The organism is Frigidibacter sp., from assembly GCF_030695035.1.
In the GTDB taxonomy this organism is placed as follows: Bacteria; Pseudomonadota; Alphaproteobacteria; order Rhodobacterales; family Rhodobacteraceae; genus Frigidibacter.
Genome location: NZ_JAUYTT010000012.1, coordinates 363,320 through 386,341, shown reverse-complemented (window position 1 = coordinate 386,341; position 23,022 = coordinate 363,320). Strand labels below are relative to the sequence as shown.

Here is a 23,022-nt window from a genome sequence, read left to right as displayed (position 1 = left end):
GCACCCCCGTGGGATATTTTTACCAGCAAGAAGGGGGCAGGGGTGGCCGGGCTTTACCTGACCGAGCTGCTGCTGTCGCATTTCCGTTCGCATCGCCGGGCGGCTTTGGTGCTGGACGGGCGGCCTGTCGCGCTCTGGGGGCCCAATGGGGCCGGCAAGACCAATGTGCTGGAGGCGGTGTCGCTGCTCTCGCCGGGCCGCGGGCTACGGAGGGCGGGGGCGGAGGAGCTGGCGCGGCGGCCCGAGGCGATTGGCTGGAAGGTCTCGGCTTTGTTGCAGGCCGGGGCGGCGATCCATGAGCTGGAGACCACCGCAGAAGGTGGGCAACCGCGCGCCGTGCGCATCGACGGCAAGGCCGCGCCGCAAGCGGCGCTGGCGCGCATCTGCCGCATCGTCTGGCTGGTGCCGAGCATGGACCGGCTGTGGATCGAGGCGGCCGAGGGGCGGCGGCGGTTTCTGGACCGGCTGACGCTGAGTTTTGCCCCCCATCATGCCGAAGCCGTGCTGGCCTATGAAAAGGCGATGCGGGAACGCAACCGCCTGCTGAAGGACATGGTGCGCGATACCGGCTGGTATGCGGCGCTGGAGGCACAGATGGCCGAGCAGGGCGCGCAGATCCAGATCAACCGCGCCGCCGCGCTGGCCCGGATCGCCGCCGCACAGGCCGCCAGCGATACCGCCTTTCCCGTTGCCGATCTGGCGCTGACCGGCCCCGAGGATGCGGGCGACCCCCAGGGCGCCGAGGCGCTGGCCGAGGCCTTTGCCCGGGGCCGCAGCCGCGACATGGCGGCCGGTCGCACGCTGATCGGCCCGCACCGCGCCGACCTCGCCGCTACCTATGCCGCCAAGGGCGTGCCCGCCGCGCAATGTTCGACCGGTGAGCAGAAGGCGCTGCTGATCTCGCTGATCCTCGCCAATGCCCGCGCGCTTGCCGAGGATGTCGGGGCGCCGCCGATCCTGCTGCTGGACGAGGTGGCGGCGCATCTTGACGCCGCCCGCCGCGCCGCGCTCTATGACGAAATCTGCGCGCTTGGGGCGCAGGCCTTCCTGACCGGCACCGGGGCTGAGCTGTTCGATACGCTCGGCCCCCGCGCGCAGGGCTTCGAGGTGACGGAAACCGGCGGCCTGTCCGCCTTGAGCGAGAGGCCGCTGCCATGACCCCCCAGCGTGTGACCCTGATCACCCTCGGCGTCGCCGATCTGGACCGCGCCGCCGCCTTCTACGCCGCGCTTGGCTGGCAGCCGGCGGAAGTGGCCGAGGGCGCGCGCTTCTACCAGATGCATGGCGCGGCACTGGCCCTGTTCGGGCTCGCGGACCTCGCCGCGGATCAGGGCCGCCCCGGCGCCGCGCTTGGGACCGGGGCCGCGACGCTGGCGCAGAACTTCGAGACGCAGGCGCAGGTCGATGCCGCCTATGCCGAGGCGCTGGCCGCCGGGGCGGTGCCGCTGAAGGCGCCGGAGGAGGTGTTCTGGGGTGGCTACTCCGGGTACTACGCTGATCCGGATGGGCATGTCTGGGAGGTGGCGATGAACCCGTTCTGGCCGTTGGCGGCTGATGGCTCGCTGACCTTGCCGAAGCCGGCCGAGTAGGACGATGCGGACAATCGTATGTATGGTTTCTGCATGCCTTCCATATCCTTTCCACATCGCCTCGCGGCCCGCTGAATGACCCTCAGCGGCGACGGTCTGCTGCTCTACGCCGGCGCACTGGCAATCCTCTGGGTAACCCCCGGCCCGGTCTTCGTGGCTCTCTCTGCCCGCGCGCTGACCGGCGGGTTCCGCTCTGCCTGGCCGCTGGCGGTGGGGGTGACGGTCGGCGATGTCGTCTGGCCGCTGTTCGCCATCTTCGGCCTTTCCTGGATTGCCGACCAGCAGGCGGCGCTAATGGATGCGCTCCGCTGGGTCGCCGCCGCGATCTTCGCGGCGATGGGGATCGGCCTCATCGCTCATGCCGCCCGACCGCTGACCACCGATGGCCGGATGACCCGCCCCGGCCTCTGGGCGGGCTTCTCGGCGGGCGTCGCAGCGATCCTCGGCAACCCCAAGGCGATCCTCTTCTACATGGGCGTTTTGCCCGGATTCTTCGACCTCACCCGCGTCGGTCCTGCCGATATTGCCGTGATTCTGGCCATTTCGGCCGCGATCCCGCTGACCGGCAACCTCTTCACCGCCTTCGCCGTCTCGCGCGCCCGGCAGCTGCTGTCGAGCCCCGGCGCGCTGGTCTGGACCAACCGGATTGCCGGCGCCCTGCTGATCGTGGTCGGCCTCGCCATCGCCCTGCTCTGACCGCTAAATCTTGTGTCATCGGCGTGACATTCCCGCCCGTTGCCCGTATAAATCGGCAACCAAGAAGCAGGACGCTCAGAATGACCGACGACATCCGCGTGCCAGAAGAATATGGCGCCGATTCCATCAAGGTTCTCAAGGGCTTGGACGCTGTTCGCAAACGTCCTGGCATGTATATCGGCGATACCGATGACGGGTCCGGCCTGCACCATATGGTCTATGAAGTCGTGGACAATGGCATTGACGAGGCGCTGGCCGGCCATGCCGATCATGTGCATGTCAAGATCCATGCCGATTCCAGCGTTTCCGTGCGTGACAACGGCCGCGGCATCCCGGTCGACATCCACACCGAAGAGGGCGTTTCGGCGGCCGAGGTCATCATGACCCAGCTGCATGCGGGCGGCAAATTCGACCAGAACAGCTACAAGGTCTCGGGCGGGCTGCACGGCGTCGGCGTGTCCGTGGTGAACGCGCTCAGCGACTGGCTGGAGCTGCGGGTCTGGCGCAACGGCAAGGAACACTATGCGCGGTTCGAGCGCGGCGACACGGTCGAGCACCTGCGCGTGGTGGGCGATGCCCTGCCGGGCGAGAAGGGCACCGAGGTGCGCTTCCTCGCCTCCACCACGACCTTCTCGAACCTCGATTACGTGTTCAAGACGCTGGAGAACCGCTTGCGGGAACTGGCATTTCTGAACTCCGGCGTCCGCATCATCATCGAGGATGAACGCCCCGCCGAGCCGCTGCGCACCGAGTTCATGTATGAGGGCGGGGTTCGGGAATATGTCCGCTACCTCGACCGATCCAAGACCCCGGCGATGCCCGACCCGATCCATATCATCGGCGAGCGGGCGGGGATCACCGTCGAAGTGGCGATGTGGTGGAATGACAGCTACCACGAGACTGTTCTGCCCTTCACCAACAACATCCCGCAGCGCGACGGCGGCACCCATATGGCCGGTTTTCGCGGCGCGCTGACCCGCACCATTAACGCCTATGCGCAATCCTCGGGCATCGCCAAGCGCGAGAAGGTGGATTTCACCGGCGATGACGCGCGCGAGGGGCTGACTTGCGTGCTGTCCGTCAAGGTGCCGGACCCGAAATTCTCCAGCCAGACCAAGGACAAGCTGGTTTCCTCCGAGGTGCGCCCCGCCGTCGAGAACCTCGTGGGCGAGAAGCTGAGCGAATGGTTTGAGGAGAACCCCGCGCAGGCCAAGATCATCGTCGGCAAGATCATCGAGGCGGCACTGGCCCGCGAAGCTGCCCGCAAGGCGCGCGAGCTGACGCGCCGCAAGACCGCCATGGACGTCGCCAGCCTGCCCGGCAAACTGGCCGATTGCCAAGAGAAGGATCCGGCGCTGAGCGAGCTGTTCCTGGTGGAAGGGGACTCCGCCGGCGGATCGGCCAAGCAGGGGCGCGAGCGCAAGAACCAGGCCGTGCTGCCGCTGCGCGGCAAGATCCTGAACGTGGAGAGGGCGCGGTTCGACCGGATGCTGGGATCGGACCAGATCGGCACGCTGATCACCGCGCTTGGCACCGGCATTGGCCGCGACGAGTTCAACCTCGGCAAGCTGCGCTACCACAAGATCGTCATCATGACCGATGCCGACGTTGACGGCGCCCATATCCGCACCCTGCTGCTGACCTTCTTCTTCCGGCAGATGCCCTCGCTGATCGAGGCGGGGCACCTCTATATCGCGCAGCCGCCGCTGTACAAGGTGGCGCGCGGCAAGTCCGAGGTTTACCTCAAGGATCAGGTCGCCTTCGATGAATTCCTGATCCAGCAAGGGGTTGAGGGCGCGATGCTGCGCCTTGGCACCGGCGAGGAGATCACGGGGCAGGACCTTGGCCGCGTGGTCGAGGAAGCGCGCGTCGTGCGCCGGATCCTGCAGGCCTTCCCGACGCATTACCCGCAGCGGATCATCGAGCAGGCGGCGATTGCCGGCGCACTGATGCCCGGGCTGGTGGATGCCGATGCGCAGGGCATGGCCGATGCGGTCTCGCGGCGGCTCGATATCGTGGCGCTGGAATATGAACGTGGCTGGCAGGGCCGCCCGACGCAGGACCACGGGCTGCGCTTCACCCGCAGCCTGCGCGGCGTGGAAGAGGTTCGCACGCTCGACGGAGCCGTCCTGCGCTCGGGCGAGGCGCGGCGGCTGTCGGCCCATACCCAGGCGCTGCAGGATGTCTATACCGTCCCGGCCAAGCTGGTCCGCAAGGACCGCGAGCAGCTGATCCACGGCCCGATCGAGCTGCTGGCGGCGATCCTGGCCGAGGGCGAAAAGGGCCTCAGCCTGCAGCGCTACAAGGGTCTGGGCGAGATGAACCCCGAACAGCTGTGGGAAACCACGCTGGACCCGTCGGCGCGCACGCTGCTGCAGGTGAAGGTCGACGATCTGGCCGAGGCCGATGACATCTTCACCAAGCTGATGGGCGATGTGGTCGAACCGCGGCGCGAGTTCATTCAGCAAAACGCGCTGAACGTGGAAAACCTGGACTTCTGATCCGGCGGGGCAGGGGGCTTGGCCCTCTGCCCTACCAGCGGGTCAGCGCATCCTCGTCGCTGTCCTTGGCCGCGACCCAGGCCGCCCCGTCTGCCCCGAACTCCTTCTTCCAGAATGGCGCGCGGGATTTGAGATAATCCATCAGGAACTCTGCCGCGGCAAAGGCTTCGGCCCGGTGCCGCGCGGCGGTGGCGACCATCATGATGGCCTCGCCGGGAAGCAGCGCGCCGTGGCGGTGGATCACCAGCGCGTCCAGCAGGCGCCAGCGGGCCGTGGCCTCGGCAGCGATGGTGGCAAGGGCGCGCTCGGTCATGCCCGGATAATGCTCGATCTCCATCCGCGCGAGGGTGCCGCTGTCGTCGCGCACCACGCCGAGGAAGGTGACGACCGCGCCGGCACTGGTCGCTTCGCTGGCAAAGGCCGCCGCCTCGGCGCCAAAGTCGAAGGGCTCTGGCTGCACGCGGACCGCCATCTCAGCCCCCGGTCATCGGCGGGAAGAAGGCCACTTCACGCACACCCGCGAGCGGTGCCGAAAACTCCGCCAGCTCCTGATCCAGCGCCACCCGCAGGGCGGTGATGTCGGCAAAGGCGGCGGCATAGCGCTCCTCGCGCAGCATCAGTTCGGCGACCAGATCGGCGACGGTTACGGCCTCGGTCTCCACCTGTTCCTTCGGCAGCCCGATCCGCTCACGCACCCAGGCGAAATAGAGCACGTCCAGCCTCATTTTGGCGGATCCTTGAGATAGGGCAGCGCCTTACGGAAATAGTCCCAGCCGGTGACCAGCGTCAGTGCCGCCGCGACCCAGATGAGCACCAGCCCGCCCACCGTGGCCCATCCCGCTGCGCCCTCGGCCCACCGGATCGCGCCGCCCGCCTCTGGCCCGCGGCCATGGGCGACATAAGTCAGGCCGGTGCCAAGGAACATCACGCCGATGGCGACCATCTGTGCCGTGGTTTTCCACTTGGCCAGCTTGGTCACCTGCAGCAAGCCTGCCTGTGCCCCCAGAAATTCGCGCAACCCGGCCACGAAGACCTCGCGGAACAGGATCACGGTGGCGGGCAGGATCAGCCAGGGGTTCATCCCGGAATAGCCGGTGATGACCACCAGCGCGATGATGACCATCGCCTTGTCGGCAATCGGGTCCAGCATCGCGCCAAAGCGGGTCTGCTGGTTCCACAGCCGCGCGAGGTAGCCATCCGCCCAGTCGGTAATGGATGCGCCCAGGAACAACGCCAGCGCCGCCCAGTCGGCCCAGGGGCGGGTGAAATACAGGAACATGATCGGCACGCCGGGGGCGGCCAGCAGGCGAAGCACCGTCAGGGTGTTGGGAATATTCCATCTCATGTGCCTAGTCCTACCCGTTCAGCCCTTGGCATGGAAGAAGTCATGGATCGCCTGCGCCATCGCCTCGGAAATACCCGGCGCGGCCTTGAGGTCATGCAAGCCAGCGCGCGCCACGGCCTTGGCGCTGCCGAAATGTTGCAGAAGTGCTCTTTTCCGCGTCGCACCCACGCCCGGTATCTCGTCCAGCGGCGTTGCCCCCACCGCCTTTGACCGCTTGGCCCGGTGCGCGCCAATGGCCCAACGGTGCGCCTCATCCCGCAGGCGCTGCACGAAATACAGCACGGGGTCGTTGTGCTGCAGCGCGAAGGGGCGCTGGCCGGTGCGGTGGAACTCTTCCTTGCCGGCATCGCGGTCCACGCCTTTTGCCACGCCGATCATGGGGATATCCTCCACCCCCATCTCGCGCATGATCTGCGCCACGGCGGAAACCTGCCCCGCGCCGCCGTCGATCAGCAAGAGGTCGGGCCAGGCCTCGGACTCGCGGCCCGGGTCTTCCTTGATCAGTCGGGTGAAGCGGCGGGTCAGCACCTCCTTCATCATGCCGAAGTCATCCCCCGGCGTCAGGTCTTCGCCGCGGATGTTGAATTTTCGATACTGGCTTTTCAGGAAGCCCTCGGCCCCGGCAACGATCATCCCGCCCACGGCATCGGTGCCCTGGTTGTGCGAGTTGTCATAGACCTCGATGCGCTTGGGCGGCCCCTCAAGCCCGAAGGCCTCGGCCAGCCCGTCCAGAAGCCTTGTCTGGGTCGCGCTCTCGCTCATCCGCCGGGCGAGGCTTTCGCGGGCGTTGCGGGCGGCGTTCTCGACAAGTTCGGCCTTTTCTCCGCGCCTTGGCACGCCAAGCGTCACCTTGCGACCGGCCCTGTCAGACAGCAGCTGCGTCATCAGGTCGGGATCGTCGATGGCGTGGGACAGCAAGATCAGCCGCGGCGGTTCCTTGTCATCGTAAAACTGCGCGAGGAAGGCCTGCAGCACCTCCGGCTCCTCGGCGCCCGAGGGTGTGCGCGGGTAGAAGTCGCGGTTGCCCCAGTTTTGGTGGCCACGGATGAAGAACACCTGCACGCAGGCCTGCCCACCCTCCATATGCAGCGCCACCACATCCGCCTCGGCCACACCGCGCGGGTTGACGCCCTGCGCCTGCTGCACATTGGTCAGGGCGCGGATCCGGTCGCGCAGCGCCCCCGCCCGCTCGAACTCCATCGCCTCCGACGCCTCTGCCATCGCCTTGGCCAGCGTCGCTTGCACATTGGTAGAGCGGCCCTGCAAGAAGCGCTCGGCATCGTTCACCAGCCCGGCGTAATACTCCTCGGTCACATAGCCCACACACGGCGCGGCGCAGCGCTTGATCTGGTAGAGCAGGCAGGGCCGGGTGCGGCTCTCGAACATCGCGTCTGAGCAGTTGCGCAGCAGGAACACCTTCTGCAGCTGGTTCAGCGTGCGGTTCACCGCCCCCGCGCTGGCGAAGGGCCCGTAATAGGCGCCCGCTTCGCTGCGCTTGCCGCGGTGCTTCTTGATCTGTGCGAAGCGGTGGGTCTTGCTGACCAGAATGTTCGGAAAGGACTTGTCGTCGCGCAGAAGCACATTGTAGCGCGGCTTCAGCTGCTTGATCAGGTTCTGTTCCAGCAGCAGCGCCTCGGTCTCGGTGCGCGTGGTCAGGAACATCATCTGCGCCGTCTCGCGGATCATCCGCGTGATGCGCCCCGAATGGCCCGAGGGGCGGGCATAGTTCGACACCCGCGCCTTCAGGTTGCGCGCCTTGCCGACATAGAGCACCTGCGCCTGCGCATCGAGCATCCGGTAGACGCCGGGCGAGTTGTCGAGCGAGCGCAGCTGCGCTGCGATCAGGGCATGGCCGGTCAATGCCGGGACCGCGGCAGCACCCTTCGCGGGGGCCTCAGCCTCCGCGGGAAGGGGCTGATCTACCCCCTGATCGGTCATATCATTCGGGTCTGGCTGGTCCATGTCCTGCGGGCTCTGATTCCCCCCTTGGCTGCCTCTATCCGGGGGCGGGGGCAAGGAAAAACATCTCCACCGTTTCTGTGGATAACTCTGGGGAACAGTTTTCCGGGACTGCGAATTTCCGTTGTTTTTGGCCGGTCTGAAGGCTTTGCTTGTTTTTTAGGCAAATTGCCAAGCCATTGATGTAGCTAGTTTTTATTTTCCGTAACGGCCAAACGCCTGATAAGGTTAAAGGATTCATAACGGATTTGTGACCGTTGTCGCCGGGGTGCACAACTAGCCGGTGCGCGGTAACGAAGGTTAACACAAGGGGCCGATCCGGCCACTGTGGCAGAGCCCCGGAACCCCTCAATATCTAGGGGGCAGCGGATCATTCGACCCCCAGAACATCCGGGGTCTGCCATCCCAGATGCTGCCCGCCATCGGTACAGATCAACTGCCCCGTCACCGATGGCGCATCAAGAAAATAGCCAAGCGCGGCGGCTACATCCTCCGGCCCCGCGCCGCGCCTCAGAATCGTCGCGGCGCGCTGGCGACCGAAGTGATCCTCGGTCTGCCGCGTGCCCTGCATCGTCGGCCCCGGCCCGATGGCGTTGACGCGGATGTCCGGCGCCAGCGCCTGCGCGGCGGTGCGGGTCAGCGACCAGAGGCCGGCCTTGGCCAGCGAATAGGTCATGAACTCCGGCGTCGGTTTCAGCACCCGCTGGTCGCACATATTCACCACCAGCGCCTGCGCCAACGGCTCGCCATCCTTCGTCCCGGCCCTCGGCGCCTGCGCAGCAAAGGCCTGGATCAGCACGAAGGGCGCGCGCAGGTTCGATCCGATATGCCGGTCCCAGCTTTCGCGGGTGGCGCTGCGGATCGTGTCGTACTCGAAGATCGAGGCGTTGTTGACCAGCAACGTCAGCGGCCCGCCAAGCGCCTGCGCCGCAGCGGGCACGAGGGACGCAGTCGCCTCCTCGTTCAGCAGATCGGCCGCCAGCGTCACCGCCCGCACGCCAAGGGCGCGGGCCTCATCGGCCGTCGCCTCCGCCTCATCGGCCGAGCCGCGATAGTGGATCGCCACATCATGCCCGCGCCCGGCCAGATACAGCACCATCGCCCGCCCCAGCCGCCGCGCGCCACCGGTGACCAGCGCCTTGCCCTGCCAGCGTTCGGTCATGGCTATCTCCGCCCCTTGCCGCAGCCGCAGGGCCCTGGCCCGATGCGAGAGCGCCCGCAGGCCGGGCAGCGGCGCACCCCGCGCTTCAGGCGGAAGGCGCCGAACATGGCCAGCACGACCATGACGATCAGGAACAGCGTGACGATCTTGACCATCATCTTACAGCCCGAACCGGGCCCAATGGCCCCGATCCTCGACCGCCGTCATCGCCTGCGCGGCCGCCTCGGCCCCCATCCGGCGCAGGAACGACCGCTTCTGCTCATGCAGGACCATCTGCACCTTGTCGCCGTAAAGCTCTTTAATCTTTGGCACGACATGGCCGATGCCATCCGCCAGCCCCACAGCCACCGCCTGCCGGCCCACGAATACCTCGCCGGTGAAAAGGTCCGCCCCCTCTGCCAGCCGGGCGCCGCGCCGCGCCTTGACCTGCGCGATGAAGGCCTGATGGATCGGCTCCTGCAGTGCGATCAGGCGGGCCACATCCTCGGGTTTTTCGGGGCGGAAGGGGTCGAGGAAGCTCTTCGACCCTCCGGCGGTATGCACCCGCCGTTCGATCCCGTGGCGGCTGAGGAACTCGGGGAAGCCGAAGCCTGCCGAGATCACCCCGATGGAGCCGAGGATCGAGCTGTCATCGGTCCAGATGTCATCGGCGGCGCAAGCCAGCCAGTAGCCGCCCGAGGCCGCTACATCCTCGACAAAGGCGTGGACCGGCAGTTTGCACTCGTCCGCCAGCCGCCGCACCCGGGCCGCGATCAGCGAGGACTGCACCGGCGAGCCGCCGGGCGAGTTGACGATCAGCGCCACCGCCAGCGGCTTGCCACGGCGGAAGGCGCGTTCGATCAGCGCGGCGGTGCTTGCATCGGACAGGCCGCTGCCGACACGGCCCGCGCCGCCGATGACGCCGGTCAGCCGGATCACCGACACGCGCGGCGGTTTGGTCACGAAGGGGATGTGGATTTTCATGCATCCGATCTAGTCCGCCGGGTGCCCTCAAACAAGGCTGCGATGGGACCTCGTTTTCTTCTGCCGCCCCGCGCGCGGATCGCATAGGCTGCGGCCATGATCGACAAGCTGGAAATGTTCATCGCCCTCGCCAAGGAACGCCACTTCGGCCGCGCCGCCGAGGCGGTGGGGGTGACGCAGCCCACGCTCTCGTCGGCGATCCGCCAGCTGGAGGATACGCTCGGTGTGCAGCTGGTATTCCGCGGCTCGCGCTTTCAGGGCCTGACGCCGGAAGGCGAGCGGGTGCTGGACCGGGCGCAGCGGCTGGTCGCCGATGCCCGCGCGCTGCGCGAGGAGATGCGGGCGGTGCGGCATGGCCTCGTCGGCACGCTGCGGCTGGGGGTGATCCCGACCGCGCTGCCGCGGGTGGCAGAGCTGACGGTGCCCTTCCTGGCGCGCAACCCCGATGTGCGGGTCACGATCCTGTCGCGCACTTCTTCGGCCATTCTCGCGGGGATCGGCAGCCTCGATCTGGATGCGGGCATCACCTATCTGGACAACGAACCCCTTGGCCGGGTCACGCAGGTGCCGCTGTTCCGCGAAAGCTATCGCCTGCTGGTCGCGGCGGGGGCACCGTTGGCCGCCCGCGCCAGTGTCAGCTGGGCCGAGGTCGCGGCAGAGCCGCTCTGCCTGCTGACCGGCGACATGCAGAACCGGCGGATCGTGAATGAGCTGCTGACGGCCGCTGGCGTGGTGGCCGCCCCGCAGGTGGAAAGCAACTCCACCATCGCGCTGGCCGCCCATGTGGCGACCGGGCGGTGGGCCTCGGTGGTGCCAGAGGCGCTGGCGGCGATGTTTTCGCGTGGGGCGGATCTGGCCTCGGTGCCGATCTCGGCGCCCGCCGTCAGCCATTCTGTCGGCCTCGTCGCGCCGCTGCGCGAGCCCTATCCGCCGATGCTGGCTGCGTTGCTGGATGAGGCGCAGCGGCTGGCGTCTTGATAGGTTTTTCCTATCGTATGACGGGTCATCCATATTGATTTTCCCATCAAGCCCTGCTTTGCCAGAAGAAGACGCAACCGGGAGGGAGGCCACCTTGGCGCCACAGGCAGCACAGCAGAGCCGCATCGCCGAACTCATCGCGGAACACTCCGCGCTGGAGGGGCCGATGCTGCCGATCTTGCACGCGGTTCAGGCCGAATTCGGCCATGTCCCGGCCGAGGCGCTGCCGCAGATCGCGGACGCGCTGAACATCAGCAGGGCCGAGGCGCAGGGGGTGATGTCCTTCTACCACGACTTCCGCGACCACCCTGCCGGGCGCCATGTGCTGAAGATCTGCCGGGCCGAGGCCTGTCAGGCGATGGGATCGGAGGCGCTGGCCGCCGCCGCCAAGGTGCGGTTCGGTATCGACTGGCACGGCACCACCGCCAATGGCGCGCTGACGCTGGAGCCGGTGTTCTGCCTTGGCCTTTGTGCCTGCGCCCCCGCCGCGATGCTGGACGGGCAGGTGATCGGCCGCGTGGATGCCGCCCGGCTGGACCAGATTGCCACGGAGGCGGGCGCATGAGGATCTATGTCCCCCGCGACGCCGCCGCCAAGGCCCTGGGCGCCGAGGCCGTCGCCGCCGCCGTCAGCGCCGAGGCCGCCGCCCGCGGCCTGCCGGTGGAACTGGTGCGCAATGGCAGCCGCGGCATGGTCTGGCTGGAGCCGCTGCTGGAGGTGGAAACCCCCGAGGGGCGCATCGCCTTTGGCCCGGTGACCGCCGCCGATGTGGCGGCGCTCTTCGACACCGGCTTTGGCGCGCACCCGAAGGCGCTTGGCCTGACCGCCGAGATCCCGTTCCTGAAAAAGCAGACCCGCCTGACCTTCGCCCGCGTCGGCGTGATCGACCCGCTGAGCCTGAGCGAATACGAAGCCCATGGCGGCCTCGCTGGCCTGCGCAAGGCGCTGACCCTTGCGCCCGAGGCAATCGTGGCCGAGGTCACCGACAGCGGCCTGCGTGGTCGCGGCGGCGCGGGCTTTCCCACCGGCATCAAGTGGAAGACGGTGCTGGGGGCTCAGGCGCCGCAGAAATACGTCGTCTGCAACGCCGATGAGGGCGACAGCGGCACCTTTGCCGACCGGATGCTTATGGAGGGCGACCCCTTCACGCTGATCGAGGGCATGGTGATCGCCGGGCTCGCGGTGGGGGCGACGCGGGGCTACATCTACTCGCGCTCGGAATATCCCGATGCGAATGACGTGATGGGGCAGGCCATCGCCATCGGCCGCGCCGCCGGGATGCTCGGCCCGGATGTACTGGGGTCGGGCCGCGCGTTCGAGCTGGAGCTGCGGGTGGGCGCGGGGGCCTATGTCTGCGGCGAGGAAACGGCGCTGCTGAACAGCCTGGAAGGCAAGCGCGGCATCGTGCGGGCCAAACCGCCGATCCCGGCGCTGCAGGGGCTGTTCGGGCAGCCCACCGTGGTGAACAACGTGCTGTCGCTGGCCGCGGTGCCGGCGATCCTGGCCGAGGGTGGCGCGGCCTATGCGGCGCATGGCATCGGGCGCTCGCGCGGCACGATCCCGCTGCAAATCGCCGGCAACGTGCGCTTCGGCGGGTTGTTCGAAACCGGCTTCGGGATCACGCTGGGAGAGATCGTCAACGACATCGCCGGCGGCACGGCCAGCGGTCGCCCGGTCAAGGCGGTGCAGGTCGGCGGGCCGCTGGGAGCCTATCACCCGGTGTCGGATTTCGACCTGCCCTTCGCCTATGAGGAGTTCGCCGGGCGCGGCGGCCTCGTCGGCCATGCCGGGCTGGTGGTGCATGATGACAGCGTCGACATGCTGAAGATGGCCCGCTTCGCGCTGGAGTTCTGCGCCATCGAGAGCTGCGGCAAATGCACCCCCTGCCGCATCGGCGCGGTGCGCGGGGTCGAGGTGGTGGACCGCATCGCCGGCGGCGACGCCGCGGCAATCCCGTTGCTGACCGACCTGTGCCAAACCATGAAGCTGGGATCCCTTTGTGCCCTTGGCGGGTTTACCCCCTATCCGGTGCTGTCCGCGCTGACCCATTTCCCCGACGACTTCGCCACCCTTCAGGAGGCCGCCGAATGAAAGACTTCATCCTCCCCGACCGCGATTTCGGTACCCCCGCCGCCAAGGCCAAGACGCTTGTCACCCTGACGGTGGACGGCTTCGCCGTGACGGTCCCTGAAGGCACCAGCATCATGCGCGCCGCCGCCGAGGCCGGGATCCCGGTCCCGAAGTTGTGTGCGACCGACAGCCTTGATGCCTTCGGCTCCTGCCGCCTGTGCCTCGTGGAAATCGAGGGCCGCAACGGCACCCCCGCCAGCTGCACCACGCCGGTGGCGCCCGGGATGGTCGTGCATACCCAGACCGAGACGGTGAAGAAGCTGCGCAAGGGGGTGATGGAGCTTTATATCTCCGACCACCCGCTCGATTGCCTCACCTGCGCCGCCAATGGCGATTGTGAGCTGCAGGACATGGCCGGCGCGGTCGGCCTGCGCGATGTGCGCTATGATGCGAAGGACACGCACTTCCGGGCGAAGGACAGCAGCGGGGCGGCCAATCCGCAATGGCTGCCGAAGGATGACAGCAACCCCTATTTCACCTATGACCCCGCCAAATGCATCGTCTGCTCGCGCTGCGTGCGGGCCTGCGAAGAGGTGCAGGGCACCTTCGCGCTGACCATTGCCGGGCGTGGCTTCGACAGCCGGGTGGCCGCAGGGGCCGCGGGCGACAGCTTCCTGACCTCGGATTGCGTCTCCTGCGGCGCCTGCGTGCAGGCCTGCCCGACCGCGACGCTGACCGAGAAATCGGTGATCGACATCGGCACGCCCGACCGCAGCATCGTCACCACCTGCGCCTATTGCGGCGTCGGCTGCAGCTTTGAAGCGCAGATGCGCGGGGATGAGCTGGTGCGGATGGTGCCGTGGAAGCATGGCAAGGCCAATCGCGGCCACAGCTGCGTCAAGGGCCGCTTCGCCTATGGCTATGCCGCGCATAGCGACCGCATCCTGAAGCCGATGATCCGGGACAGCATCAATGACCCCTGGCAGGAAGTCAGCTGGGAAGAGGCGCTTGGCTTCGCCGCCAGCCGCTTCCGCGACATTCAGGCCAAGCATGGCCGCGACAGCATCGGCGGCATCACCTCCAGCCGCTGCACCAATGAAGAAACCTATCTGGTGCAAAAGCTGATCCGCAGCGTCTTCGGCACCAACAATGTCGATACCTGCGCCCGGGTCTGCCACTCGCCCACCGGCTATGGCCTCGGCCAGGCCTTCGGCACCAGCGCCGGCACGCAGGACTTCGACTCTGTCGAGCAGACCGATGTGGTGATCGTCATCGGCGCCAACCCGACCGATGGCCACCCGGTCTTCGCCAGCCGCCTGAAGAAGCGCCTGCGGCAGGGCGCGCAGCTGATCGTCATCGACCCGCGCCGCATCGACCTGGTGAAATCCCCCCATATCCGCGCCGCGCATCACCTGCCGTTGAAGCCCGGCACCAATGTCGCCGTGGTCTCTGCGCTGGCGCATGTGATCGTGACCGAGGGGCTGTTCGACGAGGGCTTCATCCGCAGCCGCTGCGACTGGGACGAGTTTCAGGACTACGCCGCCTTCATCAGCGACCCCCGCCACGCCCCCGAGGCGACCGCGCTGCTGACCGGCGTTCCGGCGGCGGAATTGCGCGCCGCGGCCCGCCTCTTCGCCACCGGCGGCAACGGCGCGATCTACTACGGGCTTGGCGTGACGGAGCACAGCCAGGGCTCCACCACCGTCATGGCCATCGCCAACCTTGCGATGCTCACCGGCAATATCGGCCGTCCCGGCGTGGGGGTGAACCCGCTGCGCGGCCAGAACAACGTGCAGGGCGCCTGTGACATGGGGTCCTTCCCGCACGAACTCCCCGGCTATCGCCATGTCGCGGGGGCCGAGGTGCGCGAGGTGTTCGAGCAGCTCTGGGGCACCCCGATCAGCCCCGAGCCGGGCCTGCGCATCCCCAACATGCTGGACGCCGCCGTCGATGGCAGCTTCCGCGGCATCTACATCCAGGGCGAGGATATCCTGCAATCCGACCCCGACACCCACCACGTCTCTGCTGGCCTTGCGGCGATGGAATGTGTCGTCGTCCATGACCTGTTCCTGAACGAGACGGCGAATTACGCCCATGTGTTCCTGCCCGGCTCCACCTTCCTCGAAAAGGACGGCACCTTCACCAATGCCGAGCGGCGCATCAACCGGGTGCGCAAGGTGATGGCCCCGCGCAACGGCCTTGCCGACTGGGAAGTGACCATGGCGCTGGCCAATGTCATGGGCGCTGGCTGGACCTATACCCACCCCGCGCAGATCATGGACGAAGTGGCGATCACCACCCCAAGCTTTGCCGGCGTCAGCTATGAACGGCTGGAGGAACTGGGGTCCGTGCAATGGCCCTGCAATGCGGCGCACCCGGAAGGCACGCCCGTGATGCATGTCGATGGCTTCGTGCGCGGCAAGGGGCGGTTCATCGTCACCGAGTATGTGGCGACGGATGAGCGGACCGGTCCGCGCTTCCCGCTGCTGCTGACCACCGGGCGGATCCTGTCGCAATACAATGTCGGCGCGCAGACTCGCCGCACCGCCAACGTCGTCTGGCACGATCAGGACGTGCTGGAGATCCATCCCCATGACGCCGAAACCCGCGGCGTGAAGGAGGGCGACTGGGTCCGCCTTGCCTCGCGCGCCGGCGAGACGACGCTGCGCGCCAGCCTGACCGATCGCGTCTCGCCCGGCGTCGTCTACACCACCTTCCACCACCCCGGCACGCAGGCCAATGTCATCACCACCGACCATTCCGACTGGGCGACCAATTGCCCGGAATACAAGGTGACGGCGGTTCAGGTTGCGCCGTCGAACGGCCCCTCCGACTGGCAGGCGGATTATGCCGCGCTGAGCGAGCGGGCGCGGCGCATCCTTCCGGCGGCCGAGTGATGGACGGCAAGGAGGCCCGCGGCCGCGCCTATCGCGCCGGGCAGTGGCTAGTGGCCGACCGCCCTCTGGCCGAAGAGGTGCCGGTGGCGATCACCGTCAATGGCACCACGCAGGCGGTGATGATGGCGACCCCGGCCGACCTTGCCGACTTCGCCCGCGGCTTCGCGCTGACCGAGGGGCTGGCGCAGACGCTGGCCGAGATCGAGGAGGTCGAGCTGCTGGCCGAGCCGCAGGGCATCGAGGCGCGGCTCTGGCTGACCGAAGCCGCCGCGGGCCGCATCGAGGCGCGGCGTCGGCACAGCGTCGGCCCCGTTGGCTGCGGCCTCTGCGGCATCGAGAGCCTGGCCGAGGCGCTGCGCCCCTTGCCGCGCCTGACCGGCGGGCTGACCCTGACCCCCGACGATGTGGCCGCGGCGATGGCGGCCCTGGCGGGCGCGCAAAGCCTGCATGACCTGACCCGCGCCGTGCATGGCGCCGGCTTCTGGCGCCCCGGTCTGCCGCTGATCGCGCGCGAGGATGTCGGCCGCCACAACGCGCTCGACAAGTTGGCGGGGGCGCTGGCGCTGGCGGGGATCGACCCGGCCAGTGGCGCCGTGGTGCTGACGAGTCGGCTGTCGGTGGACATGGTGCAGAAGGCGGCCATGATCGGCGCGCCGCTGGTCATCGCCGCTTCGGCGCCCACAACGCTCGCCGTCGATCAAGCCGCCGCCGCCGGCATCACCCTGATCGCCCGCACCCGCGGCGGCGAGTTCGAGGTGCATTCCCATCCCGGCCGCGTTGCGGCTGAACTTATAGATACGGGCCGCGTGGCCGAACCATCTGAGGACAGCGATGCAGCCTGACCGACTGATCCGCATGGCGAACCAGATCGCCACCTTCTTCGCCACCCAGCCCGGCAACGCCGGGGCAGAGGGGGTCGCGGGCCATCTCAACGCCTACTGGGATCCGCGGATGCGCCGCGCCTTCCTAGACCATGTGGCAGCGGGCGGCACCGGCCTCGACCCGCTGGTTCTGGCCGCTGCGCCTTTGGTGCGCCGCCCGGCCGAGGCCGCCTGACTACTCGCCGTAAGGCACCCAGATCGTCTTGACCTGCGTCGCGCGCTGCAGGAAGGTGCGCCCCTGACCCTGCGGCCCGGTCCAGTCGAGGTTCGCCGTCGCCCAGACCGGCTTGAGGTTGCCGGTGCTCTCGGCCTCGACCATGGCCCGCCCCTCGGCCCCGCCCGCATACCATAGCGCCGCCACCTCATCATGCCGGGCCAGCACCGCCGCCAGTTCTTCCTTCGGGCCGGTGACGATGTTCACCACCCCGTCTGGCACGTCGGAGCAATCCAGCACCTGGCTCAGGTCCGTCGCCGAGAACGGGCGCGAGGCGGCGGGCACCGCCACCACCCGGTTGCCCATCGCAATCGCCGGCAGCACGAGACTCACGAACCCCAGCAGTGGCGCGGCATCGGGGCAGACGATACCCATGATCCCGAACGGCTCCGGCATCTGCAGCGTCACATGCGCGGTCCTGGTCGCCGTCACCGCGCCGTCGAACTTGTCAGCCTGCGCTGCGTAATAGAAGGCGCGGCGGATCGACAGGTCCACCTCCAGCGCGGCGGCATCGGGGAAATGCCCGCCCTCCACCAGCCGCGCCGCGAACTCGGCAGCGCGGGCCGACAGGTTTTCGCCCAGATAATACAGCACCTGCGCCCGGTTATGTGCGGTCGCCCGGCCCCAGCCGCCCGCCTTCGCCGCCGCCTCCACCGCGTTGCGAATGTCCTTGCGACTGCCGAGCCCGGCAAGCCCCAGCACCCGGCCCCCCTGCGTCACCGCATAGGACTGGCCGCTATCCGGCCGCGCCTGCTTTCCGCCGACATACATCTTTGCCGTGCGGTCGATGCCGCTGGCCTGGCCCACAGCTTCCGCCATTGGAGAGGTGTCGAACGCCGCCGTGGCCTCCGGCACCTCCTCCGGCTCCGGCGAGCGCAGATAATCCCGCAGCCCCGCCCGCCCGCCCTCGCGGCCAAAGCCGCTTTCGCGCATCCCGCCGAACGCCGCTCCGGCGTCGAAGATATTGGCGGAGTTCACCCAGACCACGCCCGCCTTCACCTTCGCCGCCAGATCCATCGCCAGATTGACGTTCTCTGTCCAGACCGAGGCCGCGAGCCCATAGCGCGTGGCATTCGCCAGTTCCACCGCCTCATCGGGCGTGCGGAAGCTGGTCACCGTGGCGACCGGCCCGAAAATCTCGGCATCGGCCACCGGGTTCGCGGGGTTCACGCCGGTCAGGAAACCCGGAGCGTAGAAGCAGCCCTTGCCGGGCAGCGCGCATTCGGCCTGCACCAGCCGCGCCCCCGCCGCCGTGCCTGCCGCCACCATCTCCTGCACGCGGGCGAGTTGCACCGGATGCACCAGCGCGCCCATGTCCACCGACTTGTCCAAGGGGTCGCCGACGCGAAGCTTGGCCAGCCGGTCGGTCAGGTGGCGGGTGAAGGACGCTTCCACCGCCTCGGCCACCAGAATCCGGCTGCCCGCGCAGCAGACCTGACCCTGGTTGAACCAGATCGAATCCACCACGCCCTCGACCGCGGCATCCAGATCGGCATCGGCGCAGACGATGAAGGGCGACTTGCCGCCAAGCTCCAGCGTCAGCGACTTGCCCGTTCCCGCCGTCGCCTTGCGGATCGCCCGGCCCACCTCGGTGGAGCCGGTGAAGGCGATCTTGTCGACATCCGCCGCGACCAGCGCCGCCCCGGTCTCGCCATCCCCGGTGACGATGTTCACCACGCCCGCCGGCAGCCCGATCTCGGCGCAGATCTCGGCAAAGGCCAGCGCGGTGAGGGGGGTGTATTCGGCCGGCTTCAGCACCACGGTATTGCCCGCCGCCAGCGCCGGCGCGATCTTCCAGGCCAGCATCAGCAGCGGGAAGTTCCAGGGGATGATCTGGCCGCAGACGCCCAAGGGCGCCGCGCCCGGAAACTCCTCGGCCAGCAACTCCGCCCATCCGGCATGGTGGTAGAAGTGCCGGGCGACCAGCGGAATGTCGATGTCGCGCGTCTCGCGGATCGGCTTGCCGTTGTCGAGCACCTCCAGCACTGCCAGGAACCGCTCGCGCTTCTGCACATGGCGGGCAATCGCATAGAGCCACTTCGCCCGCTCATGCCCCGGCAGCGCCGCCCATCCGGGCTGCGCCTTGCGTGCGGCGGCCACGGCGGCGGCAATGTCGGCCTCGGTGCCCTGCGTCACCAGCGCCAGATCCTCGCCCGTCGCCGGGTTGGTGGTGGCAAAGGTCTCGCCCGGCGCGGTGAAGGCGCCGCCGATGAAATGCCCGAACGCCCCCCGCGCGGCCAGCCACTTGCCCACCTCCGCCGCCGATTCCGGCGCGGGCCCATAGTCCATGCTCATCAGGATATCCTTCACACTCGGCATATCAGCCCCCTCAGGCCAGCGCGTGGCGGTGCGAGGCGGCATAGCGCCCGGTGACATGGTGATCGAGCTGCCGCTCGATATCGCCCAGCATCGACGAGGCGCCAAGCCGGAACAGCTCCGGCTGCAGCCAGTCGTTGCCCATCTCTTCCTTCATCAGGATCTGCCAGGCGATGGCGTCCTTGGCGGTGCGCATCCCGCCCGCCGGCTTGAAGCCCACCCGAGCCCCCGTCCGCGCGCCATAATCGCGCAGCGCCCGCACCATCACCAGGCTGACCGGCAGCGTCGCGTTCACCGGCTCTTTCCCGGTCGAAGTCTTGATGAAATCCACCCCCGCCTGCATCGCCACCATGCTGGCCTTGTAGACGTTGCGCAGGGTCTTCAGCTCGCCCGTCGCCAGGATCGCTTTCACGTGGGCGTCGCCGCAGACCTCTCGCATCGCCGCGATCTCGTCATGAAGGGCCTGCCAGTCGCCCGACAGCACATGCGCGCGGGTGATGACGATGTCGATCTCTGCCGCGCCCTGATCCACCGCATAGCGGATCTCGGCCAGTCGCAGCGGCAGTGGCATCAGCCCCGCCGGAAAGCCGGTGGCGACCGAGGCGACGGGGATGCCCGACCCCTCCAGCGCCTTCACCGCCGGGGCAACCATCGTCGGATAAACGCAGACCGCGCCGGTGCTGAGCGCCTCCAGCCCCAGCCCCTCCAGGATATGCGGTGCCAGCGGCTGGCGGGCCTTGGCGCAGAGCCGTTGGACGCGGGCAGGGGTGTCATCCCCCGACAGCGTGGTCAGGTCGATGCAGCGGATGGCATTGACCAGCCAGGCCGCCTGCCACTCCTTCTTGACCGTGCGCCGCGCCGTCAAGCTGGCCGCCCGCCGCTCTGCCGCGGGTGTGTTCACGGCGATGGTGTCGAACCAGTCGGTTGCCAAGGCCATGCCGGGGTTGCGACCGGTGTCAGTCATCGCACATCTCCAGCGCATGAAGGGCCGTCGCCTCATCGGTGATCAGCACGTTGACATACTGCGCCCGAAGCGCCGCCAGCGCGACGGCATGTTTCGCCGCGCCCGCGACGACGCCGATGCTGCGGTCACGCCCGGGCAGAGAGCCGAGGCCGAGCCCGAGCGTCCGGTCATCCAGATCCGGGTCGGCGATGCGGCCCTCTGCGTTGATGAAGCGCCCCATCAGGTCGCCCACCGCGCCCTTCGCTTGCAGCGCGGTCATCTCGTCGGCGCCCAGATAGCCCGAGGTGACATGCACCGAATCCGCCCCCGCCGCCCCCAGCGAGAAGACCAGCACCGGCGCGCTTTGGGCCAGTCCTAGCACATCGGCCACCACCCGGTCCTGCTGCAGCACCGCGCGGCTGGTGGCGCTGCCGAGGATCGCGGGCGCGGGCAGCATCGTCGCCGTGCCGGGGGCGGCGCGGGCAAAGGCCTCGGCCACCGCATGGGTGCCGGGCATCCCCAGCCGCAGCGAGACCGCGCCGTTGACCTGTACCACATGCGCGCCGGGTGCCCATCCCTGCGGCAGATGCCGCGCCACCGCAGCCATGGTCCGGCCCCAACTGATGCCGATCAGGCCCGGTTTGGGCTGCAGCCCCGCCAGATACTCCGCCGCCGCCCGCGCCACGGAATCGGTCCCTTGCGCCTCTGTCTCGGCCGATTGCACCACGATGGCGTCGCGCAGGCCAAAGGCCGATTGCAGCCGCGCCTCGAGGTCCGGCAGGCGCTGCCGCCGCGGGCTGATCTCGATCCGCACGATGCCTAAGGTGCGCGCCTCGGTCAGCAGCCGACTGACCTGCCAGCGGGTCAGGCCGAGCTCGGCGGCAATCTCGGTCTGGCTGCGGTCCAGCCGGAAGAACAGCTTCGCCGCCTGCACCATCAGCGCCTCGCGCTGCGCATCGGTGGGCAGGCGGGGGCCGCGGTCGTCTGCAGATGTGATGGCTTGTCCCATATGTGAGATTAGGCTTGTGGGGGAGGCGGCGTCAAGTCTTGGGCTGAGGGCGGCCCGCGCTTCCCGATTTCTTTGGCGAAGGCCATCGCCTTCGCCATGCGGTGCCTTTGCCCTCTGCACCGGACGGGCCCCCAAAGGGCCCGGCCAGCGCCCGCCCCGCCCCCGGCGGGCGCTTCTCGCCCGCCAGGTCGGGCGCTGGCCTCCCCCGGTCTTGTGTTGCCGATGGCTCCGGGTGCATCCGTCTCGCACGGGCGGGGCGAGGCAGTGCCTCGCCTGTTCCCGCCCGAACCGAGCGATCCAAGGGCCGCAATGGAACTCCATGCAAACCGACGCCCGACCCACACCCGCTAATTCTTGACAAAAAAACTCGGAGCCTTTACCCGGACCGAAATGCCCCGCACCTGAAAGGCCGCGCCATGGATGAAACGGCACTCATCGAGACGCCGACCAACGCCCTCCAGCGCATGATCGCCTTCATCGACATGGGCGGCGCGGCGATGTGGGTGATCGCCATCCTGTCGATGCTCACGGTCGCGCTGATCCTCTGGAAGGTGTTGCGCCTCCTGTCCCACGGCGCATGGTCGGGGGGCCGCCGGTCCGAGCGCGCCATCGCGCTCTGGTCCGAGGGCCGCATCGACGCCGCGCAGGCCGAGATCGCCGGGCGCAACTCGCTGCGCGCCCGCCTCGTGCGTGCCGCCATGCAGGCCGCCTCGGATCCGACGCTGGACGAGACCGCCGCCAAGGCCGAAACCGCCCGCGTCGCCCGCCACCTGCTGCTGCAGGCCCGCAGCGGGCTGCGCGCGCTGGAACTGGCCTCGACCATCGGCCCGCTGCTTGGCCTCCTCGGCACCGTCACCGGCATGATCGCGGCGTTTCAGGCCCTGCAAGAGGCCGGTGCCCGCGCCGACCCCGCCACGCTTGCGGGGGGTATCTGGGAGGCACTGCTGACCACCGCCGCGGGCATGGCGGTGGCGATCCCGGCGCAGATCGCGCTGACATGGTTCGAAAGCGTCGTCGACCGCCTGCGCCATGACATGGAGGACGCCGCGACGCGGATCTTCCAGCGCGCCCCCCGCGCCGCGCCGCGCCGTCCCGTCCCGCTTTCCGCAGCGGCCGAGTGATGTTCAGCTTCGGCGCAGACCGCCCGCGCCGGCGGCCGAACCTGACGCCGATGATCGACGTGGTGTTCCTGCTGCTGGTGTTCTTCATGCTCGCCTCGCGCTTTGGCACCGACATGACCCTGCCGCTGACGGTGGCGGGGCAGGGGACCGGCTATTCCGGCCCGCCGCGGCTGGTGGACATCTCGCCCGAAACCCTGTCGCTGAACGGCTCCCCGATTGCGCCCGAAGCTCTGGCCGAAGCACTGGCCGCGCTGACCGAAGACCCGGCCGATGCCATCGTGCTGCGCGCCCGGGACGAAGCCACCCTGCAGCAGGTGATCGCGGTGATGGATGTGCTGAAGGCCGCCGGCTTCACCCGGCTGGTGCTGGTGGAGTAGC

General features: G+C 68.4%; 22 protein-coding genes. 12 read left to right on the top strand and 10 right to left on the bottom strand.

What is annotated here, in order from left to right:
* Window positions 1-42 precede the first annotated feature (42 nt).
* The 4 genes from recF to gyrB all read left to right on the top strand — a co-directional run bounded on the left by recF (window position 43) and on the right by gyrB (window position 4,786).
* Window positions 43-1,158 (top strand): DNA replication/repair protein RecF, encoded by a 1,116-nt coding sequence (recF, locus tag Q8S30_RS13300; RefSeq protein WP_305666491.1) that lies wholly within the window; start codon window positions 43-45, stop codon window positions 1,156-1,158.
* Window positions 1,155-1,589 (top strand): VOC family protein, encoded by a 435-nt coding sequence (locus Q8S30_RS13295; RefSeq protein ID WP_305666490.1) that lies wholly within the window; start codon window positions 1,155-1,157, stop codon window positions 1,587-1,589. Before recF ends, Q8S30_RS13295 begins: the two co-directional genes overlap by 4 nt.
* Window positions 1,590-1,664: 75 nt before the next feature.
* Complete coding sequence (locus tag Q8S30_RS13290; RefSeq protein ID WP_305666489.1) at window positions 1,665-2,285, top strand: LysE family translocator; 621 nt, start codon at window positions 1,665-1,667, stop codon at window positions 2,283-2,285.
* 80 nt (window positions 2,286-2,365) lie between these two features.
* Window positions 2,366-4,786: a DNA topoisomerase (ATP-hydrolyzing) subunit B gene (gene gyrB, locus Q8S30_RS13285; protein ID WP_305666488.1), complete on the top strand. Its 2,421-nt coding sequence runs from the start codon at window positions 2,366-2,368 to the stop codon at window positions 4,784-4,786.
* A gap of 31 nt (window positions 4,787-4,817) precedes the next feature.
* Here gyrB and Q8S30_RS13280 read toward each other — a convergent pair whose 3' ends face one another.
* From Q8S30_RS13280 to Q8S30_RS13250, 7 genes are all read right to left on the bottom strand, one after another.
* The gene (locus Q8S30_RS13280) at window positions 4,818-5,258 is read right to left on the bottom strand and encodes a molybdenum cofactor biosynthesis protein MoaE (RefSeq protein ID WP_305666487.1); all 441 of its coding nucleotides are present in this window, start codon (window positions 5,256-5,258) and stop codon (window positions 4,818-4,820) included.
* Window position 5,259: 1 nt separating this feature from the next.
* Window positions 5,260-5,505 carry a molybdopterin converting factor subunit 1 gene (gene moaD / locus Q8S30_RS13275; protein WP_305666631.1) on the bottom strand — a complete coding sequence of 82 codons (246 nt, stop codon included), beginning with the start codon at window positions 5,503-5,505 and terminating at the stop codon, window positions 5,260-5,262.
* A gap of 2 nt (window positions 5,506-5,507) precedes the next feature.
* A complete protein-coding gene (gene pgsA, locus Q8S30_RS13270) occupies window positions 5,508-6,131 on the bottom strand; it encodes a CDP-diacylglycerol--glycerol-3-phosphate 3-phosphatidyltransferase (RefSeq protein WP_305666486.1) in 624 nt (207 codons plus the stop codon).
* 18 nt (window positions 6,132-6,149) lie between these two features.
* Window positions 6,150-8,093 (bottom strand): excinuclease ABC subunit UvrC, encoded by a 1,944-nt coding sequence (gene uvrC, locus Q8S30_RS13265; RefSeq protein ID WP_305666485.1) that lies wholly within the window; start codon window positions 8,091-8,093, stop codon window positions 6,150-6,152.
* A gap of 367 nt (window positions 8,094-8,460) precedes the next feature.
* Window positions 8,461-9,252: an SDR family oxidoreductase gene (locus tag Q8S30_RS13260; protein WP_305666484.1), complete on the bottom strand. Its 792-nt coding sequence runs from the start codon at window positions 9,250-9,252 to the stop codon at window positions 8,461-8,463.
* A gap of 2 nt (window positions 9,253-9,254) precedes the next feature.
* Entirely contained in the window at window positions 9,255-9,410 is a 156-nt protein-coding gene (locus tag Q8S30_RS13255; protein ID WP_305666483.1) for a hypothetical protein, read from the bottom strand.
* A gap of 1 nt (window position 9,411) precedes the next feature.
* Window positions 9,412-10,215 carry a S49 family peptidase gene (locus tag Q8S30_RS13250; RefSeq protein WP_305666482.1) on the bottom strand — a complete coding sequence of 268 codons (804 nt, stop codon included), beginning with the start codon at window positions 10,213-10,215 and terminating at the stop codon, window positions 9,412-9,414.
* A gap of 96 nt (window positions 10,216-10,311) precedes the next feature.
* On the opposite strand from Q8S30_RS13250, the gene Q8S30_RS13245 reads away from it, so the two are divergent.
* The 6 genes from Q8S30_RS13245 (at window position 10,312) to Q8S30_RS13220 (ending at window position 17,216) form a co-directional block, all read left to right on the top strand.
* A complete protein-coding gene (locus Q8S30_RS13245) occupies window positions 10,312-11,193 on the top strand; it encodes a LysR family transcriptional regulator (RefSeq protein WP_305666481.1) in 882 nt (293 codons plus the stop codon).
* 94 nt (window positions 11,194-11,287) lie between these two features.
* Window positions 11,288-11,758: a formate dehydrogenase subunit gamma gene (locus Q8S30_RS13240; RefSeq protein WP_305666480.1), complete on the top strand. Its 471-nt coding sequence runs from the start codon at window positions 11,288-11,290 to the stop codon at window positions 11,756-11,758.
* Window positions 11,755-13,284, top strand: a complete 1,530-nt coding sequence (locus tag Q8S30_RS13235; RefSeq protein ID WP_305666479.1) for an NADH-quinone oxidoreductase subunit NuoF — start codon at window positions 11,755-11,757, stop codon at window positions 13,282-13,284. Before Q8S30_RS13240 ends, Q8S30_RS13235 begins: the two co-directional genes overlap by 4 nt.
* Window positions 13,281-16,160 carry a formate dehydrogenase subunit alpha gene (gene fdhF / locus Q8S30_RS13230; protein ID WP_305666478.1) on the top strand — a complete coding sequence of 960 codons (2,880 nt, stop codon included), beginning with the start codon at window positions 13,281-13,283 and terminating at the stop codon, window positions 16,158-16,160. Before Q8S30_RS13235 ends, fdhF begins: the two co-directional genes overlap by 4 nt.
* The gene (gene fdhD, locus Q8S30_RS13225) at window positions 16,160-17,002 is read left to right on the top strand and encodes a formate dehydrogenase accessory sulfurtransferase FdhD (protein WP_305666477.1); all 843 of its coding nucleotides are present in this window, start codon (window positions 16,160-16,162) and stop codon (window positions 17,000-17,002) included. The genes fdhF and fdhD overlap by 1 nt, the downstream gene beginning before the upstream one ends.
* A complete protein-coding gene (locus Q8S30_RS13220; protein ID WP_305666476.1) occupies window positions 16,992-17,216 on the top strand; it encodes a formate dehydrogenase subunit delta in 225 nt (74 codons plus the stop codon). Before fdhD ends, Q8S30_RS13220 begins: the two co-directional genes overlap by 11 nt.
* Here the strand turns inward: Q8S30_RS13220 and Q8S30_RS13215 are convergent, their stop codons facing one another.
* The 3 genes from Q8S30_RS13215 to Q8S30_RS13205 are packed head-to-tail and all read right to left on the bottom strand — an operon-like array spanning window position 17,217 to window position 21,523.
* Window positions 17,217-19,574: an aldehyde dehydrogenase family protein gene (locus Q8S30_RS13215; protein WP_305666475.1), complete on the bottom strand. Its 2,358-nt coding sequence runs from the start codon at window positions 19,572-19,574 to the stop codon at window positions 17,217-17,219.
* Between the two features lie 10 nt (window positions 19,575-19,584).
* The gene (gene deoC, locus Q8S30_RS13210) at window positions 19,585-20,535 is read right to left on the bottom strand and encodes a deoxyribose-phosphate aldolase (RefSeq protein WP_305666474.1); all 951 of its coding nucleotides are present in this window, start codon (window positions 20,533-20,535) and stop codon (window positions 19,585-19,587) included.
* Window positions 20,528-21,523 (bottom strand): sugar-binding transcriptional regulator, encoded by a 996-nt coding sequence (locus Q8S30_RS13205; protein ID WP_305666473.1) that lies wholly within the window; start codon window positions 21,521-21,523, stop codon window positions 20,528-20,530. The genes deoC and Q8S30_RS13205 overlap by 8 nt, the downstream gene beginning before the upstream one ends.
* Before the next feature lie 416 nt (window positions 21,524-21,939).
* On the opposite strand from Q8S30_RS13205, the gene Q8S30_RS13200 reads away from it, so the two are divergent.
* On the top strand, window positions 21,940-22,644 hold the full coding sequence (locus tag Q8S30_RS13200) for a MotA/TolQ/ExbB proton channel family protein (RefSeq protein ID WP_305666472.1): 705 nt from the start codon (window positions 21,940-21,942) through the stop codon (window positions 22,642-22,644).
* Window positions 22,644-23,021: a biopolymer transporter ExbD gene (locus tag Q8S30_RS13195; protein ID WP_305666471.1), complete on the top strand. Its 378-nt coding sequence runs from the start codon at window positions 22,644-22,646 to the stop codon at window positions 23,019-23,021. The genes Q8S30_RS13200 and Q8S30_RS13195 overlap by 1 nt, the downstream gene beginning before the upstream one ends.
* Window position 23,022 lies beyond the last annotated feature (1 nt).

Excerpts from the sequence above, each read along its gene's own strand:
- Q8S30_RS13295 (WP_305666490.1), top strand. The coding sequence starts at position 1,155 with ATGACCCCCCAGCGTGTGACCCTGATCACCCTCGGCGTCGCCGATCTG.
- Q8S30_RS13290 (WP_305666489.1), top strand. The coding sequence starts at position 1,665 with ATGACCCTCAGCGGCGACGGTCTGCTGCTCTACGCCGGCGCACTGGCA.
- gyrB (WP_305666488.1), top strand. The coding sequence starts at position 2,366 with ATGACCGACGACATCCGCGTGCCAGAAGAATATGGCGCCGATTCCATC.
- Q8S30_RS13280 (WP_305666487.1), bottom strand. The coding sequence starts at position 5,258 with ATGGCGGTCCGCGTGCAGCCAGAGCCCTTCGACTTTGGCGCCGAGGCG.
- pgsA (WP_305666486.1), bottom strand. The coding sequence starts at position 6,131 with ATGAGATGGAATATTCCCAACACCCTGACGGTGCTTCGCCTGCTGGCC.
- uvrC (WP_305666485.1), bottom strand. The coding sequence starts at position 8,093 with ATGGACCAGCCAGACCCGAATGATATGACCGATCAGGGGGTAGATCAG.
- Q8S30_RS13260 (WP_305666484.1), bottom strand. The coding sequence starts at position 9,252 with ATGACCGAACGCTGGCAGGGCAAGGCGCTGGTCACCGGTGGCGCGCGG.
- Q8S30_RS13255 (WP_305666483.1), bottom strand. The coding sequence starts at position 9,410 with ATGATGGTCAAGATCGTCACGCTGTTCCTGATCGTCATGGTCGTGCTG.
- Q8S30_RS13250 (WP_305666482.1), bottom strand. The coding sequence starts at position 10,215 with ATGAAAATCCACATCCCCTTCGTGACCAAACCGCCGCGCGTGTCGGTG.
- Q8S30_RS13245 (WP_305666481.1), top strand. The coding sequence starts at position 10,312 with ATGATCGACAAGCTGGAAATGTTCATCGCCCTCGCCAAGGAACGCCAC.
- Q8S30_RS13235 (WP_305666479.1), top strand. The coding sequence starts at position 11,755 with ATGAGGATCTATGTCCCCCGCGACGCCGCCGCCAAGGCCCTGGGCGCC.
- fdhF (WP_305666478.1), top strand. The coding sequence starts at position 13,281 with ATGAAAGACTTCATCCTCCCCGACCGCGATTTCGGTACCCCCGCCGCC.
- fdhD (WP_305666477.1), top strand. The coding sequence starts at position 16,160 with ATGGACGGCAAGGAGGCCCGCGGCCGCGCCTATCGCGCCGGGCAGTGG.
- Q8S30_RS13220 (WP_305666476.1), top strand. The coding sequence starts at position 16,992 with ATGCAGCCTGACCGACTGATCCGCATGGCGAACCAGATCGCCACCTTC.
- Q8S30_RS13215 (WP_305666475.1), bottom strand. The coding sequence starts at position 19,574 with ATGCCGAGTGTGAAGGATATCCTGATGAGCATGGACTATGGGCCCGCG.
- deoC (WP_305666474.1), bottom strand. The coding sequence starts at position 20,535 with ATGACTGACACCGGTCGCAACCCCGGCATGGCCTTGGCAACCGACTGG.
- Q8S30_RS13205 (WP_305666473.1), bottom strand. The coding sequence starts at position 21,523 with ATGGGACAAGCCATCACATCTGCAGACGACCGCGGCCCCCGCCTGCCC.
- Q8S30_RS13200 (WP_305666472.1), top strand. The coding sequence starts at position 21,940 with ATGGATGAAACGGCACTCATCGAGACGCCGACCAACGCCCTCCAGCGC.
- Q8S30_RS13195 (WP_305666471.1), top strand. The coding sequence starts at position 22,644 with ATGTTCAGCTTCGGCGCAGACCGCCCGCGCCGGCGGCCGAACCTGACG.